Raw genomic sequence first — 14,063 nt, 5'->3', positions numbered from 1 at the left:
CATGCGTGAAAAAATCAAACTGGAATCTAGCGCTGGAACTGGTCACTTTTACACCACGACCAAGAACAAGCGCACCATGCCTGAAAAGATGGAAATCAAGAAGTTTGATCCTGTCGCTCGCAAGCATGTGATGTACAAGGAAACCAAGCTGAAGTAATTCGGCAAGGTTCTCAATAAAAAAGCCCGCTTATGCGGGCTTTTTTATTGACTGGCGCATGCAATACCACCAGTCGGCGTTTCATTTAGCGGGCGTCATTACATGGCTTTGGAAGGGCACCAATGATGGCACCCCACCACATCTACGCCATGCGATAGCAACGCAGGCGTCGTGAGAACTCTTCCAGCGCCGCTATGCCACTTTTCTCGGCGCGCTGGCACCAGTCCTCAAGCCCCTTCAGCAATTGCTCCTGCGAGGCTGTGGAGCGTGCCCACACCTGCGCCAGCTCCTGCTTGAGCTGATAGATAGTTTGCAACCGTGCGCTATGTGTCAGCGCCTGCTCCAGTGCTTGCTTGTCCTGCACTTCGAGATCCTTGGCATCCAGATGCAGCCAGTGACGCAAACGCTCAAGTACGGTCGTTTCGTGGCCGTGCTGCTGATAAGCCAGACGAATCTTGCTGATCTCTTCCTTGTAAGCCTGCTTGAGCATCACGCCATACTTGCCCATGACATCGAAGCGGTGGGTAATGACGGCTTGCAAGGTATCGAGATCACAACGCGTCTTGGCCCAGTCAAATTTGACCTTGGGCGCTATTTTCTTGACCTTGGCCAGGCGACTAATCTGCATGAGGCGGATATACATCCAGCCTATATCAAACTCATACCACTTGCTGGATAAACGTGCGGAACTGGCATAGGCATGGTGATTGTTATGCAGTTCTTCACCACCGATGATGATGCCCCAAGGCACGAGATTAGTACTGGCATCTGCCGCTGCAAAATTCCGATAACCCCAGTAGTGGCCCAGCCCATTGATAATGCCTGCGGCGGTTAAGGGAATCCAGGCCATCTGCACCGCCCAGATCGTGAGTCCGAGTGGGCCAAACAGCAGCACGTCGATGATCAGCATCAAACGTATGCCAAGGCCACTGTGACGACTGTAGACATGACGCTCCATCCAGTCATCGGGGGTGCCACTGCCATATTTCTGCAGGGTTTCCTCATTGGCCGCTTCTTTGCGGTAAAGCTCGGCACCCTCGCGCAACACTTTCTTGATACCGAGGATCTGCGGACTGTGAGGATCATTCACCGTCTCGCAATGCGCATGATGCTTGCGATGAATGGCGGCCCACTCCTTGGTCACCATGCCGGTGGTCATCCATAACCAGAAGCGGAAGAAGTGGCTCACGATGGGATGCAAATCCAGGGCACGATGAGCCTGGCAACGATGGAGGTAAATGGTGACGGCAGCAATCGTAATATGGGTGAGACCCAAGGCCACCAGAATGTAGCCCCACCATGGCAAATCAAACATCCAGAATGTCATGACGATTTCCTTTATATAACCAACTCGCGAACGGACGAGAACTTATCCTTGAGCAGCAGGCATTGTCGGCGTCCCAGCATTCAGTATACGCACTTCGCGCTGCGGATATGGAATACTGATGCTGTTCTTCTGGAATGCGCGCCAGATATCCAGGTAAATATCGGATTGCAGCCGTCCAGAGCCCTCTTCAGGATCTGGTATCCAGAACGTCAGGGTGAGATCAATGCCACTCTCGCCAAAGCCGGCAATCTTGACATCCGGCAGCGGGTCTTGCATCACGCGATCCTGTGCCATGGCAGCATGTTGCATGATCTCCATGGCTCTTTCCAACGGGCTCTCGTAACTCACCTGCAAAGGCATTTTGACCTGCGCCTTGCGTTCGCTATATGAATGATTGATCACGGCACTGGTGATCAGTGTTTCATTCGGAATCACCACCTGGGTGCCATCCAGCTTGCGCAGCACCATGTAGCGGGAGCGCATTTCACTCACCACGCCATAATGGGCATCCACCGTAATCACGTCACCCATGTGCATGGAGCGATCAAGCAAAATGATAAAACCGCTCACGTAATTGCTGGCGATTTTTTGCAGGCCGAAACCGAGGCCAACACCAAGCGCGCCGCCAAACACCGACAGCAATGTGATATCCAGCCCCACCGCTGACAGCGCCATCAGGATAGCGATAAACGAAAGTCCTATCCTGATCAGCTTGCTCAATACCACGCGCACATTCATATTGATCTGCTGAGCCCGCATCAGGCGATTTTCCAGCCAGCGACTTAACCAGAGCGCGATAAACAGGGTGATCAGTACGGTTAGCAAGCCTTGTATCAGCAGCAGCAGATTCATTTTGCTCTTGCCGATATTGAAACTGACATCTTCAAGCGTGTGCAGTATTTCAGGCAGAATGCCACTGACATGGAGCGCCAGAACCAGCCACACTGTGCTCGAGATTGCATTTTCCATCGTGCTTACCCAGGCACTGGGGGAAAACACATAACGCAAGGCATAGACCACCAGCCGGATAACGGCCATGGCCACCAGCAGATTCATGGCGATCAACAGCATGCTGGTATGCTGCCAGTGCTTCAAAATCAATTCGCTGATATAGATGAAGATGAGGGAAGTCAGCGGGAACAGCACTCTGTTGATGCCACCAATACCGACTTTCCATGTCTCGGGGGCCTTGCGCATAACGTAGGCCCGCAGGGCTCCATTCATGGACCACGCAAAAAGCAAGCCGGCAATGATAATACCCACTTGCCAGGTAAATGCCGGAGTCGCCAGATCGGCAAGAAACTCCGTCCAAAGTTGCTGCATGTCACTATTCATAACAAGAAAATCGTCGCGAGTCCCAGGAAAATAAAGAAGCCACCACTATCGGTCATGGCAGTAATCAATACGCTTGACCCCACCGCGGGGTCACGGCCAACCTTGGTCATGACCAGAGGAATCATGACACCCATGATGGCAGCCAGTAACAGATTCAAGGTCATCGCCCCGGTCATGACCAGCCCGAGTGCAATGTTGTGATAAAGCGCATACGCCACCACGCCCAGCACACTGCCCCAGAGAAGACCATTGAGCAGAGCCACACCCAGCTCTTTCTTGAGCAATGACTTCATATTATGTGAAGCAATCTGGCCCAAGGCCAAGCCGCGCACAATCATCGTCGTTGTCTGATTCCCAGAGTTGCCACCTATACCAGCCACGATGGGCATGAGAGCCGCCAAGGCTACGATTTTCTCAATGGAGTCTTCGAACATGCCAATAACGCGTGAAGCTACAAACGCTGTGACGAGATTGATGGCCAGCCAGGTCCAACGGTTTTGTACGGACTTCCACACGGAAGAGAACAGATCTTCTTCCTCGCGCAAACCGGCCATCGAGAGCATGTCGCTTTCCGCTTCTTCACGGATGTAATCCATGACCGTATCCACCGTAAGCCGGCCAACCAGCTTGTTATTGGCATCCACCACGGGCGCAGTGACCAGGTCATAGCGTTCAAACGCCTTCGCGGCTTCATCCGCTTCATCTTCCGGGTGAAACACCACCGCATCATCGGCCATGATGTCAGCCACTTCGGCATCAAGATCATTCACCACCATGCGCTTTAGCGGCAGGACCCCGCGCAAGATGTCATAGCGATCGACCACAAACAGTTTGTCGGTATGGTCTGGCAAACCACCAATACGGCGCAGATAGCGCAAGGCGACTTCCAGGGTGATATCTTCACGTATTGTGACGATATCAAAGTCCATGAGCGCGCCTACGGTGTCATCCTCGTAGCCCAGCGCGGACTGCAGGCGTTCACGATTGCGTATGTCCAGGCTATCCAGGAGTTCTTGCAGCACATCTTTAGGGAGATCAGGGGCCAGATCGGCCAGCTCGTCAGTATCCAGCTGCTCAGCCGCTGCGAGCAGTTCGTCGCTGTCCATGTCGGCAATGAGGGTTTGCCGGACAGCATCGGATACTTCAAGAAGGATTTCGCCATCACGCTCAGCCTTGACCAGTTCCCATACATCCAGACGCTGCTCAAGAGGCAGGGCTTCAAGGATGTATGCAACGTCAGCCGGGTGCAATGCATCCAGTTTTTTCTGCAGCTCGGCCAGGTTCTGTTTGTGAACCAGAGTCTCAACCAGCTGCTGCTTGGGCATATCCTGCTTATGGATCAGGTCTTCGACCAACCGATGTTTGCTCAGCAGGGTAATGACCTGCTGTAAACTTTCCTGCAAGCTTTCTTTTGATTCTTGAATATCAGCCATTCTTTAAAGCCCGCCAAGAAATACTTAATACATCAGGAAAATCCAGCCTGCACTATGCAGGTAACCTATGCGTCCATCATGCAACTTCGATATTATGGAGCTTTTTAAAGTTAACGAAAACCTTAAATTCATTACCCAAGGCAATCTGCCACCACTCCATCCACATGACGGATACAAGCGCATGATTCAATTGAAACTCTACGGTACAGAAGGTTGCCATTTGTGCGATCACGCACTTGAATTGATAACCGAGGCAACGTTGCCATATGCCAATATCACATTCCATTACATCGATATTATCGACGACGAAGAATTAATGAATGCTTACAGCCTCAAGATACCAGTTCTTACCGTCGCCGATAAAACCAGCCTGTACTGGCCATTTTCTGCCAATGAGATCACACATCTCATTGAGAGCGCCCAATAAAAAAGGCCGGGGAAACCGGCCTTTTTTACAGCTATGTGGTCACTAATTACTCAGCAACAACAGCTTCAGTGCTCAGATCTGGACGGTCAACCAATTCAACCAGTGCCATAGGCGCATTGTCACCAACGCGGAAACCGCACTTCAGAATACGCAAATAACCACCATTGCGTGTCAGATAACGTGGGCCGAGTTCATTGAACAATTTACCAACGATATCACGGTCACGAAGGCGACTAAATGCCAGACGGCGGTTTGCCAGAGTAGCATTCTTGCCCAAAGTAATGAGTGGCTCAGCGACACGACGCAACTCCTTAGCCTTGGGTAAGGTTGTTTTAATAACTTCATGGCGCAGCAGTGAAGTGGCCATGTTCCGCAACATTGCTTGACGATGGCTGCTGGTGCGGTTTAATTTACGATTGCTGTTGCGATGACGCATAGTGATACCCTCACACCTTTGCTGTTATGCTTTTTCCAGGCCAACAGGTGGCCAGTTTTCAAGTTTCATGCCCAGTGTCAGCCCTTTGGAAGCCAACACGTCCTTAATCTCGTTCAGAGATTTGCGGCCCAGATTAGGTGCCTTCAACAGCTCGTTTTCACCGCGCTGAATCAAGTCACCAATGTAATAAATATTTTCTGCTTTCAAGCAGTTTGCCGAGCGAACAGTCAATTCCAGATCATCAACTGGACGCAACAGGATAGGATCAACCTGTGGCGTGTGCTTTACTTCAACTTCCGTTGGAGCACCTTCCAGATCAGCGAATACAGACAGCTGACCCATCAGAATACGCGCTGCATCACGAATAGCTTGCTCAGGCTCAACCACGCCGTTGGTTTCAACGTCCATGATCAGCTTGTCCAGATCCGTACGCTGTTCAACACGAGCGCTTTCAACATGGTAGCTTACCTTGTTGATTGGGCTGAACGAGGCATCCACCATGATAAAGCCCAGCACGCGGTCTTCATCTGTCTTCTGGCGAGCTGGAACTGGCTGATAGCCACGGCCCATTTCAACCTTGACTTCAAGATCGATCTTGCCACCCTTGGTCAGGTGCGCAATGACATGACCTGGATTAGCGATTTCAGCATCGTGACCGGTATCGAAATCACCGGCAGTAACAACACCTTCAACCGACTTTTTCAGGGTCAGAGTGGTTTCTGACTTGCTGTTCAACTTCAGGGCAACACCCTTCAGATTCAGCAGAATGTCCACTACATCTTCCTGAACGCCATCCAGTGTGGAATATTCGTGCACCACACCATCAATTTTGACTTCAGTAATAGCAAAGCCAGGAATGGAAGAAAGCAATACGCGGCGCAACGCATTACCCAGCGTATAACCAAAGCCACGCTCCATCGGCTCAAGCGTCACCCGTGCACGCACCGGCGAAATAACTTCAACGTCAACAACGCGAGGCTTCAAATATTCGGTAGGACTGTTTTGCATAATGTTCCTTACGGCCCTGGATTACTTAGAGTAAAGTTCAACCACGAGCGATTCGTTAATGGTAGCAGGCAGTTCATCACGCTGAGGCTTGGCTTTGAAGGTACCCTTCAGAGCCTTGACATCAACTTCGAGCCACTCGGGGAAACCACGCTGTTCAGCAGCCTCCAGAGCACCCTTGATACGCAGTTGCGACTTGGAAGCCTCTGCAACCTGCACCACATCACCAGGACGAACCTGATATGAAGGAATATTTACGCGCTTACCGTTAACCAGAATACTGTTGTGGCGAACGATTTGACGCGCTTCAGTACGGGAAGAACCGAGACCCATACGGTATGCAACGTTATCCAGACGGCATTCCAGCAATTGCAGCAGGTTTTCACCGGTGATGCCCTTCAGGCGATCAGCTTCAGCGTAGTAGCTGCGGAATTGGCCTTCGAGGATGCCATAGATACGACGTACTTTTTGTTTTTCACGCAATTGCACACCGTAGTCGGACAAGCGCTGATTACGGCGCTGACCATGCTGACCAGGTGGGAAGTTACGCTTTTCAATCGCGCATTTGTCAGTGAAGCACTTTTCACCTTTCAGGAAAAGCTTCTCGCCTTCGCGGCGGCACTGACGGCACTTTGGATCAAGATTTCTAGCCAAGGTATTCTCCTAGTTCTATCAGGCGCGGCTTAGATGCGGCGCTTTTTGGGTGGACGGCAGCCGTTATGTGGGACTGGCGTCACATCAGAAATGCTGGTGATTTTAAAGCCAACAGCGTTCAGTGCGCGAACAGCAGATTCGCGACCTGGACCTGGGCCCTTGATACGAACTTCAAGGTTCTTCACGCCGCATTCCTGAGCTGCCTTGCCGGCGGCTTCAGCTGCAACCTGCGCTGCAAAAGGAGTACTTTTACGTGAACCCTTAAAACCTGCACCACCAGAAGTAGCCCAAGACAAGGCATTACCCTGACGATCAGTAATCGTAATAATCGTGTTGTTAAAAGAAGCGTGCACGTGGGCAATGCCCTCGGCAATGTTCTTTTTGACTTTCTTGCGTACGCGTACGTTAGCTTTAGCCATGTTGCATTATTCCTTACTTGGATGCCTTAATAGGCTTAATAGGACCCTTGCGTGTGCGCGCATTGGTCTTGGTGCGCTGACCACGGACTGGCAGGCCACGGCGATGACGTACACCGCGATAGCAGCCCAAGTCCATCAGACGCTTAATGTTCATGGTAACTTCACGACGCAAGTCACCTTCAACCTTGAGCTTAGCGACTTCGTCACGCAGCTTTTCAACTTCTGCATCATTCAGATCTTTAATCTTGGCAGTGCCAGCAACGCCAGCAGCCAAGCAAATCTGCTTCGCAGTGTTACGACCCACACCGTAAATCGAAGTTAATGCGATTTCAGTGTGCTTATGATTTGGGATGTTTACCCCTGCTATACGAGCCATGTACCTACTCCAAAATAATGGCGCATTTAATTTTTTTACAAATCGCCAAAAAAGCCCAAAATTTTAACAGCTTGTCCGAGTTTTAACAATCGTATTCGCTGATTTCACAACTAATTTGCGTTGCCTGATTAACCTTGGCGCTGCTTGTGACGTGGATCAGTACAAATAATACGTACCACACCACGGCGACGAACCACTTTACAATTACGGCATAACGCCTTGACTGAAGCACGAACTCTCATATTTCACCTCTTCGCAAAAACTTTATTTGGCGCGGAAAATAATCCGCGCACGCGATAAATCGTAGGGGGTCATTTCAACTGTTACTTTGTCCCCTGGAAGAATACGGATGTAGTGCATACGCATTTTCCCAGAGATATAACCCAACACTACATGACCGTTTTCCAGCTTAACTCTAAACGTTGCATTCGGAAGGTTCTCAAGAACCTCGCCTTGCATCTCGATTCTGTCTTCTTTTGCCATGCCGCTACCTGCGCCTGTTTAGCGAGTAATACCCGCACCGCCTTTAAAATTGGCTTTCTTGAGTAAGCCTTCGTATTGATTGGACATCAAATGCGCTTGAACCTGAGTCATGAAATCCATCGTCACAACCACGATAATCAGCAGCGAAGTCCCACCAAAGTAAAACGGCACGTTCCATTTCAATATCAGGAACTCAGGCAATAAACATACGGCAGTAATATAAAGAGCACCCACCAAAGTCAAACGACCCATGATGCGATCAATATATTTGGCGGTTTGGTCACCAGGACGAATACCTGGAACAAAAGCACCACTCTTCTTCAAGTTATCTGCTGTTTCTTTTGGATTGAATACCAATGCCGTGTAGAAGAAGCAGAAAAACACAATCGCTGTAGCGAAGAAAATAATGTAAAGCGGCTGACCAGGCGATAAGGTAGTACCAATATCCTTAAGCCAGGAAAAATTCTCACTGCTTCCAAACCAACCAGCCATGGTGGCAGGGAACAAGATAATGCTTGAAGCAAAGATCGGAGGAATGACGCCCGCCATATTGAGCTTCAATGGCAAATGACTTGTCTGCCCACCAAACACTTTGCGGCCAACTTGACGCTTGGCATAGTTCACCGTGATCTTGCGTTGACCACGCTCTACAAACACTACAAATGCGGTTACCAGCACAGCAGCGGCAAACAGGAAGATCACCAGAGGTATGGAGAATGCACCTGTACGGGCCAATTCCAATGTTCCACCAATCGCATGCGGCAAGCCAGCGACGATACCTGCAAAAATGATAATTGAAATACCATTACCAATTCCGCGCTCGGTAATCTGCTCACCCAGCCACATCAGGAACATAGTGCCGCTTACCAAGGTAATCACGGCTGTGAATCGGAACATCAGGCCAGGATCCAATACCAACCCTGCTTGACCTTCAAGAGCAATCGCAATACCCAAAGCCTGGAAAGTAGCCAGGAACACAGTGCCGTAGCGTGTGTATTTGGTAATTTGGCGACGCCCAGCTTCACCTTCCTTCTTCAACTGTTCCATCCGCGGAGAAACCACCGTCAGCAATTGCATGATGATGGATGCCGAAATATAAGGCATGATACCCAGCGCGAATACAGTAAAGCGGGAAAGAGCGCCACCTGAGAACATGTTGAACATGCCCAGAATGCCACCGCTTTGCGATTCAAATAACTTGGCGAGCACATCCGGATCAATACCTGGAACCGGAATGTGCGCACCTAGGCGATAGACAACGAGGGCACCAAGCACAAACAGCAAGCGGCTTTTCAGCTCACTGGTCTTGCTTACCGCACCTAAAATATTATCTTTAGCCAACTTGCAATTACTCTACGATCTTGCCGCCAGCGGCTTCAACTGCAGCCTTGGCGCCTTTACTCAGCAATAAACCCTGCACAGTGATCGCACGGGAAAGATCGCCAGAAAGATAAACTTTTGCAGCACGAGCAGAACCAGGGATTACATTGGCTTGCTTCAATGCCAGCAGATCCACTACGTCAGCTTGAACCTTGTCCAGTTCGCTGGTACGCACGTGAGCAGTATCAGCCTTGGTAAGGGAATTGAAACCACGCTTTGGCAGACGGCGTTGAATAGGCATTTGACCGCCTTCAAAACCCACCTTGTGGAAACCACCAGTACGGGACTTTTGACCCTTGTGACCACGACCTGCAGTCTTACCCAGGCCAGAACCAATGCCGCGGCCAACACGACGCTTGGCGTGCTTGCTACCTTCAGCGGGCTTGATGGAATTCAGTTTCATTATGCTTCAACCTTTAACAGATAGCCGACTGTATTGATCATGCCGCGATTTGCTGGGGTATCCAGCACTTCAACGGTTTGATGCAGACGACGAATACCCAAGCCGCGAACACATGCACGATGCGATTGAATACGGCCAATGGTACTTTTTACCAAAGTCACTTTTACTGTAGCTGCTGCTTTTTTTGCCTTAGCCATGATTAACCTCTGATTTCTTCGACGGTCTTGCCGCGTTTTGCAGCAACTTCAGCCGGAGTATTCATAGACTGCAAGCCATTTAATGTAGCACGCACCACGTTGTAAGGATTGGTAGAACCAATGCACTTAGCCAACACGTTGGTAATGCCCATCACTTCAAAGATAGCGCGCATTGCGCCACCAGCAATAATGCCGGTACCTTCAGAAGCTGGCTGAATGAATACCTTGGCAGCACCGTGAACACCGGTAACTGCATGATGCAGCGTACCGTTATTCAAACTTACCTTAACCATACCGCGACGTGCTTCATCCATTGCCTTTTGCACAGCAACTGGAACTTCACGTGCCTTGCCCTTGCCCATGCCAACGGCACCGTCGCCATCACCAACCACTGTCAGTGCAGCGAAGGACATGATACGACCGCCCTTAACCACTTTAGTGACGCGGTTGACCGAGATCATTTTCTCGCGCAAACCATCGGTTTGCTGTTGTTCAATATCTTTAGCCATCATCAACCTCGTAATTAGAAGGACAGACCGTTTTCGCGCGCAGCATCAGCCAGCGCTTTGATACGGCCGTGGTATTTGTAACCCGAACGGTCAAAAGCCACAGAAGTAATGCCGGCAGCCTTCGCCTTTTCAGCAATACGCTTACCGATCACGGCAGCAGCAGCCACATTCCCACCATTCTTGATATCTTTGCGAACTTCCACCTCAACAGTAGAGGCACTTGCCAATACCTTGTCACCGGTTTCCGCAATGATTTGGGCATAAATATGGCCATTACTGCGATGAACGCTCAAACGCGTTACCTTTAATTCTGCGATTTTGGCACGGGTTTTACGTGCACGACGCAGGCGTGAATTTACGTTATTCATGGCTTAAACCTTACTTCTTCTTGGTTTCTTTGATAGTGACCACTTCATCGGAATAACGAACACCCTTGCCCTTATAAGGCTCTGGTGAACGATATGCACGAATCTGGGCAGCCACCTGACCAACAACCTGCTTGTCGACACCTGTCAACAAGATTTCGGTTTGGGTTGGCGTCTGCACGGTCACGCCTTCTGGCATCTTGTGGTTAATCGGATGGGAAAAACCCAGATCCAGATTAAGAGTAGCGCCTTGCGCCTGGGCCTTATAGCCCACACCAACCAGATTAAGCTTGCGGGTAAACCCTTGCGACACACCTTGCACCATGTTGGCCACCAGGGCACGTACAGTGCCTGACATTGCACGTGAGTGCTGGCTGTCATTAGCTGCAGCGAATGTCAGATTGTCACCTTCGCGAACAATATTAACTGCACCAGTCAGTGCTTGATTCAGCTTACCCAGAGGGCCGCTGACCGCAATGTTGCTTGCAGTCAATGCAACTTCAACCTTGGCAGGAATAGCGACTGGGTTTTTAGCTACACGAGACATAGTATTCTCCTTAAGCTACTACGCAGAGCACTTCGCCGCCAACACCGGCAGCACGCGCTTTACGATCAGTCATCACACCCTTGGATGTAGACACGATAGTCACACCAAGACCATTCATTACCACAGGAATATCCTGGTTGCCGCGGTAGATACGAAGACCAGGGCGACTTACGCGCTCAATCTTCTCAATCACTGGGCGACCAGCATAGTACTTGAGGCTGATATTCAATTGTGGTTTGCCATCTACAGACTGCACCGCAAAATCATCAATATAACCTTCATCTTTCAGAACGCTAGCAATAGCGCCCTTCAATTTGGAAGAAGGCATAGAAACTGTTTGCTTGTTGGTGCTCTGCGCATTACGAATGCGCGTCAGCATATCGGCAATCGGATCACTCATACTCATCGTCTAATTCCTCCGTTACCAGCTGGCTTTTGTAACGCCTGGCACTTCGCCACGCATCATCAATTCGCGCAGCTTGCCGCGCGCAATACCAAACTTACTAAACACACCACGAGGACGACCAGTCAATGCACAGCGGTTACGCAGGCGAACTGGACTGGAGTTACGTGGCAGACTTTGCAGCTTAAGGCGTGCAGCACGACGCTCTTCAGGACTCGCTGCAGCATTATTCATAGCAGCAGTTAATTCAGCGCGCTTGGCGGCAAATTTTTCTACTGTATCGCGACGTTTTTGTTCGCGTTCAATCAAACAGGTTTTAGCCATTGTTAGCCTCAGTTCCTAAACGGGAAGTTGAACGCTGCAAGCAGTGCACGCGCTTCTTCATCGGTTTTTGCTGTTGTCGTGATGGTGATGTTCATACCACGCAAAGCATCAATCTTGTCGTACTCGATTTCAGGGAAAATAATCTGCTCGCGCACACCCATGTTGTAATTACCGCGACCGTCAAACGACTTTGCGGAAATACCACGGAAGTCACGAATACGTGGGATAGCCACTGTAATCAAACGATCCAGAAATTCATACATACGTTCACGACGCAAGGTGACTTTGCAGCCAACAGGATAATCATCACGAATCTTGAATGATGCAATGGACTTACGGGCTTTGGTAATGACCGCTTTTTGACCAGCAATCTTTTCCATATCGCCAACGGCGTTTTCCATTACCTTCTTGTCAGCAACCGCTTCACCAACACCCATATTAAGAGTGATCTTCTCAATGCGTGGAACTTGCATTGGCGAGGTGTAGCCGAACTGCTCGGTCATAGACTTGACCACAGTATCTTTATAAAAATCTTTTAAACGAGCCATGATTAACCCTTACGCGTCCACAACTTCGCCGCTGGACTTGAAAACACGGACCTTGCGGCCATCATCCAGTGTCTTAAAACCCACGCGATCACCTTTTTGGGTGGCGCGGTTAAATAAAGCAACATTCGATACATCAACAGGCATTTCCTTGCTGATGATACCGCCAGCCACACCACGCATTGGGTTTGGCTTGGCATGCTTCTTAACCAAATTAACGCCTTCAACTACCACTTTGCCAGAATCCAGAATGCGCAGTACGGTACCGCGCTTGCCTGCATCCTTGCCAGTATTCAGAATTACTTCGTCACCTTTGCGAATCTTACTCATCTCAACGCTCCTACAAGACTTCTGGGGCTAGAGACACGATCTTCATGAAACGCTCACCACGAAGCTCACGGGTCACAGGCCCGAAAATACGCGTACCGATAGGCTCGAGCTTGTTGTTAAGCAACACTGCTGCATTGCCATCGAACTTCACCAGAGAACCATCTGGACGACGAACACCCTTAGTGGTACGAACCACTACGGCACTATATACCTCGCCTTTTTTAACACGACCGCGGGGCGCAGCATCCTTGATAGTGACCTTGATCACATCACCGATACCGGCGTAACGACGCTTGGAGCCACCCAATACCTTGATACACATTACGGAACGCGCACCAGTATTATCGGCAACATCCAGCCGAGATTGCATTTGAATCATGAGAATAATCTCCAACTTAATCCGTTAAACCAACACCGGCCGCGAGCATCACGGCCGACAGCACTACGGTCAGTATTGGGGCGCCAGCTTGCATGGGCGCCAAAAAGTCCGTCATTATATATTGCATCCCAGACGGGATGCAATATAAATTATATGTTGCGTGTTTTTTCTACAATCTTGCTGACTTTCCAGGTTTTGGTCTTGGAAAGCGGACGGCTTTCCTCAATCACTACCAGGTCGCCTTCCTTGCACTCGTTGTTTTCATCGTGTGCATGGAACTTGTTGGAACGGCGAACAACCTTGCCGATCAGTGGGTGCTTAACCTTGCGCTCCACCAATACGGTTACGGTCTTGTCCATTTTGTCGCTGACTACGCGACCAGTCAGACTGCGTACAACTTTATCTGCTTGTGTATCGGTCATCATCTACTCACCTTAAGCTTGCTTAGCTTTTTCAGCCAGCACGGTACGTACACGAGCGATATCGCGACGAACCTTGCTTACCTGATCAACTTTGTTTAATTGCTGAGTAGACAATTGCATACGCAAGGAGAATTGAGCGCGACGCAGGTCGATCAACTCATTGTTCAACTCATCAACAGACTTGTTTCTTAAATCACTAGCTTTCAT

Annotated in this window: 25 protein-coding genes; 2 read left to right on the top strand and 23 right to left on the bottom strand. The window is 49.9% G+C overall.

The genetic code is table 11. The features are described 5' to 3' along the window. Window position 1 precedes the first annotated feature (1 nt). Window positions 2–157: a 50S ribosomal protein L33 gene (rpmG, locus tag MPQ_RS01730; RefSeq protein WP_013441158.1), complete on the top strand. Its 156-nt coding sequence runs from the start codon at window positions 2–4 to the stop codon at window positions 155–157. 142 nt (window positions 158–299) lie between these two features. Here the strand turns inward: rpmG and MPQ_RS01725 are convergent, their stop codons facing one another. From MPQ_RS01725 to mgtE, 3 genes are read right to left on the bottom strand one after another with little or no spacing between them, the layout of a single operon-like run. Beyond that, window positions 300–1,484: a fatty acid desaturase gene (locus tag MPQ_RS01725; protein ID WP_013441157.1), complete on the bottom strand. Its 1,185-nt coding sequence runs from the start codon at window positions 1,482–1,484 to the stop codon at window positions 300–302. Between the two features lie 42 nt (window positions 1,485–1,526). Continuing rightward, window positions 1,527–2,819, bottom strand: a complete 1,293-nt coding sequence (locus MPQ_RS01720) for a mechanosensitive ion channel family protein (RefSeq protein WP_041361938.1) — start codon at window positions 2,817–2,819, stop codon at window positions 1,527–1,529. Next, window positions 2,816–4,252: a magnesium transporter gene (gene mgtE / locus MPQ_RS01715; protein ID WP_013441155.1), complete on the bottom strand. Its 1,437-nt coding sequence runs from the start codon at window positions 4,250–4,252 to the stop codon at window positions 2,816–2,818. The genes MPQ_RS01720 and mgtE overlap by 4 nt, the downstream gene beginning before the upstream one ends. A 94-nt stretch (window positions 4,253–4,346) precedes the next feature. Here mgtE and MPQ_RS01710 point away from each other — a divergent pair, with 94 nt between their 5' ends. Next, a complete protein-coding gene (locus tag MPQ_RS01710; RefSeq protein WP_013441154.1) occupies window positions 4,347–4,679 on the top strand; it encodes a glutaredoxin family protein in 333 nt (110 codons plus the stop codon). A 46-nt stretch (window positions 4,680–4,725) separates the two neighbouring features. Here the strand turns inward: MPQ_RS01710 and rplQ are convergent, their stop codons facing one another. The 20 genes from rplQ to rpmC form a co-directional block, all read right to left on the bottom strand. Continuing rightward, the gene (rplQ, locus tag MPQ_RS01705; RefSeq protein ID WP_015829266.1) at window positions 4,726–5,115 is read right to left on the bottom strand and encodes a 50S ribosomal protein L17; all 390 of its coding nucleotides are present in this window, start codon (window positions 5,113–5,115) and stop codon (window positions 4,726–4,728) included. A gap of 24 nt (window positions 5,116–5,139) precedes the next feature. Next, window positions 5,140–6,123 carry a DNA-directed RNA polymerase subunit alpha gene (gene rpoA / locus MPQ_RS01700; protein ID WP_013441152.1) on the bottom strand — a complete coding sequence of 328 codons (984 nt, stop codon included), beginning with the start codon at window positions 6,121–6,123 and terminating at the stop codon, window positions 5,140–5,142. 21 nt (window positions 6,124–6,144) lie between these two features. Beyond that, complete coding sequence (gene rpsD / locus MPQ_RS01695; RefSeq protein WP_013441151.1) at window positions 6,145–6,774, bottom strand: 30S ribosomal protein S4; 630 nt, start codon at window positions 6,772–6,774, stop codon at window positions 6,145–6,147. Between the two features lie 29 nt (window positions 6,775–6,803). Continuing rightward, the gene (gene rpsK, locus MPQ_RS01690) at window positions 6,804–7,193 is read right to left on the bottom strand and encodes a 30S ribosomal protein S11 (RefSeq protein WP_011478671.1); all 390 of its coding nucleotides are present in this window, start codon (window positions 7,191–7,193) and stop codon (window positions 6,804–6,806) included. 13 nt (window positions 7,194–7,206) lie between these two features. Further along, entirely contained in the window at window positions 7,207–7,569 is a 363-nt protein-coding gene (gene rpsM, locus MPQ_RS01685; RefSeq protein WP_015829265.1) for a 30S ribosomal protein S13, read from the bottom strand. Window positions 7,570–7,697: 128 nt separating this feature from the next. Continuing rightward, complete coding sequence (gene rpmJ, locus MPQ_RS13630; RefSeq protein WP_013147060.1) at window positions 7,698–7,811, bottom strand: 50S ribosomal protein L36; 114 nt, start codon at window positions 7,809–7,811, stop codon at window positions 7,698–7,700. A gap of 22 nt (window positions 7,812–7,833) precedes the next feature. Then, on the bottom strand, window positions 7,834–8,052 hold the full coding sequence (infA, locus tag MPQ_RS01680) for a translation initiation factor IF-1 (protein ID WP_011478668.1): 219 nt from the start codon (window positions 8,050–8,052) through the stop codon (window positions 7,834–7,836). 18 nt (window positions 8,053–8,070) lie between these two features. After that, window positions 8,071–9,393, bottom strand: coding sequence for a preprotein translocase subunit SecY (gene secY, locus MPQ_RS01675; protein WP_013441149.1), 1,323 nt, complete (start codon window positions 9,391–9,393; stop codon window positions 8,071–8,073). Between the two features lie 7 nt (window positions 9,394–9,400). Next, complete coding sequence (gene rplO, locus MPQ_RS01670) at window positions 9,401–9,835, bottom strand: 50S ribosomal protein L15 (RefSeq protein WP_013441148.1); 435 nt, start codon at window positions 9,833–9,835, stop codon at window positions 9,401–9,403. Beyond that, a complete protein-coding gene (rpmD, locus tag MPQ_RS01665) occupies window positions 9,835–10,032 on the bottom strand; it encodes a 50S ribosomal protein L30 (protein WP_013441147.1) in 198 nt (65 codons plus the stop codon). The genes rplO and rpmD overlap by 1 nt, the downstream gene beginning before the upstream one ends. Before the next feature lie 2 nt (window positions 10,033–10,034). Next, window positions 10,035–10,541: a 30S ribosomal protein S5 gene (gene rpsE, locus MPQ_RS01660; RefSeq protein WP_013441146.1), complete on the bottom strand. Its 507-nt coding sequence runs from the start codon at window positions 10,539–10,541 to the stop codon at window positions 10,035–10,037. Window positions 10,542–10,555: 14 nt separating this feature from the next. Next, window positions 10,556–10,909, bottom strand: coding sequence for a 50S ribosomal protein L18 (gene rplR / locus MPQ_RS01655; protein WP_013441145.1), 354 nt, complete (start codon window positions 10,907–10,909; stop codon window positions 10,556–10,558). A gap of 10 nt (window positions 10,910–10,919) precedes the next feature. Next, window positions 10,920–11,453 carry a 50S ribosomal protein L6 gene (gene rplF, locus MPQ_RS01650; protein ID WP_013441144.1) on the bottom strand — a complete coding sequence of 178 codons (534 nt, stop codon included), beginning with the start codon at window positions 11,451–11,453 and terminating at the stop codon, window positions 10,920–10,922. A 10-nt stretch (window positions 11,454–11,463) separates the two neighbouring features. Next, on the bottom strand, window positions 11,464–11,859 hold the full coding sequence (gene rpsH / locus MPQ_RS01645; RefSeq protein WP_013441143.1) for a 30S ribosomal protein S8: 396 nt from the start codon (window positions 11,857–11,859) through the stop codon (window positions 11,464–11,466). 15 nt (window positions 11,860–11,874) lie between these two features. After that, window positions 11,875–12,180 carry a 30S ribosomal protein S14 gene (gene rpsN, locus MPQ_RS01640; protein ID WP_013441142.1) on the bottom strand — a complete coding sequence of 102 codons (306 nt, stop codon included), beginning with the start codon at window positions 12,178–12,180 and terminating at the stop codon, window positions 11,875–11,877. Between the two features lie 8 nt (window positions 12,181–12,188). After that, window positions 12,189–12,728: a 50S ribosomal protein L5 gene (gene rplE, locus MPQ_RS01635; protein ID WP_013441141.1), complete on the bottom strand. Its 540-nt coding sequence runs from the start codon at window positions 12,726–12,728 to the stop codon at window positions 12,189–12,191. A gap of 9 nt (window positions 12,729–12,737) precedes the next feature. Beyond that, window positions 12,738–13,055, bottom strand: coding sequence for a 50S ribosomal protein L24 (gene rplX / locus MPQ_RS01630; RefSeq protein WP_013441140.1), 318 nt, complete (start codon window positions 13,053–13,055; stop codon window positions 12,738–12,740). 10 nt (window positions 13,056–13,065) lie between these two features. Then, window positions 13,066–13,434 (bottom strand): 50S ribosomal protein L14, encoded by a 369-nt coding sequence (gene rplN, locus MPQ_RS01625; RefSeq protein WP_013441139.1) that lies wholly within the window; start codon window positions 13,432–13,434, stop codon window positions 13,066–13,068. A gap of 149 nt (window positions 13,435–13,583) precedes the next feature. After that, complete coding sequence (rpsQ, locus tag MPQ_RS01620; protein WP_013441138.1) at window positions 13,584–13,859, bottom strand: 30S ribosomal protein S17; 276 nt, start codon at window positions 13,857–13,859, stop codon at window positions 13,584–13,586. Window positions 13,860–13,868: 9 nt separating this feature from the next. Then, window positions 13,869–14,063 (bottom strand): 50S ribosomal protein L29, encoded by a 195-nt coding sequence (gene rpmC / locus MPQ_RS01615; RefSeq protein ID WP_013441137.1) that lies wholly within the window; start codon window positions 14,061–14,063, stop codon window positions 13,869–13,871.

Source organism: Methylovorus sp. MP688, assembly GCF_000183115.1.
Taxonomy (GTDB): domain Bacteria; phylum Pseudomonadota; class Gammaproteobacteria; order Burkholderiales; family Methylophilaceae; genus Methylovorus; species Methylovorus glucosotrophus.
The sequence above is the reverse complement of the archived record's forward strand: the minus strand, read 5'-3'. Positions and strand labels throughout refer to the sequence as shown.

Bases quoted from the DNA above. Each gene is read 5' to 3' on its own strand.
- rpmG (WP_013441158.1), top strand. From the start codon at position 2: ATGCGTGAAAAAATCAAACTGGAATCTAGCGCTGGAACTGGTCACTTT.
- MPQ_RS01725 (WP_013441157.1), bottom strand. From the start codon at position 1,484: ATGACATTCTGGATGTTTGATTTGCCATGGTGGGGCTACATTCTGGTG.
- MPQ_RS01720 (WP_041361938.1), bottom strand. From the start codon at position 2,819: ATGAATAGTGACATGCAGCAACTTTGGACGGAGTTTCTTGCCGATCTG.
- mgtE (WP_013441155.1), bottom strand. From the start codon at position 4,252: ATGGCTGATATTCAAGAATCAAAAGAAAGCTTGCAGGAAAGTTTACAG.
- MPQ_RS01710 (WP_013441154.1), top strand. From the start codon at position 4,347: ATGGAGCTTTTTAAAGTTAACGAAAACCTTAAATTCATTACCCAAGGC.
- rplQ (WP_015829266.1), bottom strand. From the start codon at position 5,115: ATGCGTCATCGCAACAGCAATCGTAAATTAAACCGCACCAGCAGCCAT.
- rpoA (WP_013441152.1), bottom strand. From the start codon at position 6,123: ATGCAAAACAGTCCTACCGAATATTTGAAGCCTCGCGTTGTTGACGTT.
- rpsK (WP_011478671.1), bottom strand. From the start codon at position 7,193: ATGGCTAAAGCTAACGTACGCGTACGCAAGAAAGTCAAAAAGAACATT.
- rpsM (WP_015829265.1), bottom strand. From the start codon at position 7,569: ATGGCTCGTATAGCAGGGGTAAACATCCCAAATCATAAGCACACTGAA.
- rpmJ (WP_013147060.1), bottom strand. From the start codon at position 7,811: ATGAGAGTTCGTGCTTCAGTCAAGGCGTTATGCCGTAATTGTAAAGTG.
- infA (WP_011478668.1), bottom strand. From the start codon at position 8,052: ATGGCAAAAGAAGACAGAATCGAGATGCAAGGCGAGGTTCTTGAGAAC.
- rplO (WP_013441148.1), bottom strand. From the start codon at position 9,835: ATGAAACTGAATTCCATCAAGCCCGCTGAAGGTAGCAAGCACGCCAAG.
- rpmD (WP_013441147.1), bottom strand. From the start codon at position 10,032: ATGGCTAAGGCAAAAAAAGCAGCAGCTACAGTAAAAGTGACTTTGGTA.
- rpsE (WP_013441146.1), bottom strand. From the start codon at position 10,541: ATGGCTAAAGATATTGAACAACAGCAAACCGATGGTTTGCGCGAGAAA.
- rplR (WP_013441145.1), bottom strand. From the start codon at position 10,909: ATGAATAACGTAAATTCACGCCTGCGTCGTGCACGTAAAACCCGTGCC.
- rplF (WP_013441144.1), bottom strand. From the start codon at position 11,453: ATGTCTCGTGTAGCTAAAAACCCAGTCGCTATTCCTGCCAAGGTTGAA.
- rpsH (WP_013441143.1), bottom strand. From the start codon at position 11,859: ATGAGTATGAGTGATCCGATTGCCGATATGCTGACGCGCATTCGTAAT.
- rpsN (WP_013441142.1), bottom strand. From the start codon at position 12,180: ATGGCTAAAACCTGTTTGATTGAACGCGAACAAAAACGTCGCGATACA.
- rplE (WP_013441141.1), bottom strand. From the start codon at position 12,728: ATGGCTCGTTTAAAAGATTTTTATAAAGATACTGTGGTCAAGTCTATG.
- rplX (WP_013441140.1), bottom strand. From the start codon at position 13,055: ATGAGTAAGATTCGCAAAGGTGACGAAGTAATTCTGAATACTGGCAAG.
- rplN (WP_013441139.1), bottom strand. From the start codon at position 13,434: ATGATTCAAATGCAATCTCGGCTGGATGTTGCCGATAATACTGGTGCG.
- rpsQ (WP_013441138.1), bottom strand. From the start codon at position 13,859: ATGATGACCGATACACAAGCAGATAAAGTTGTACGCAGTCTGACTGGT.
- rpmC (WP_013441137.1), bottom strand. From the start codon at position 14,063: ATGAAAGCTAGTGATTTAAGAAACAAGTCTGTTGATGAGTTGAACAAT.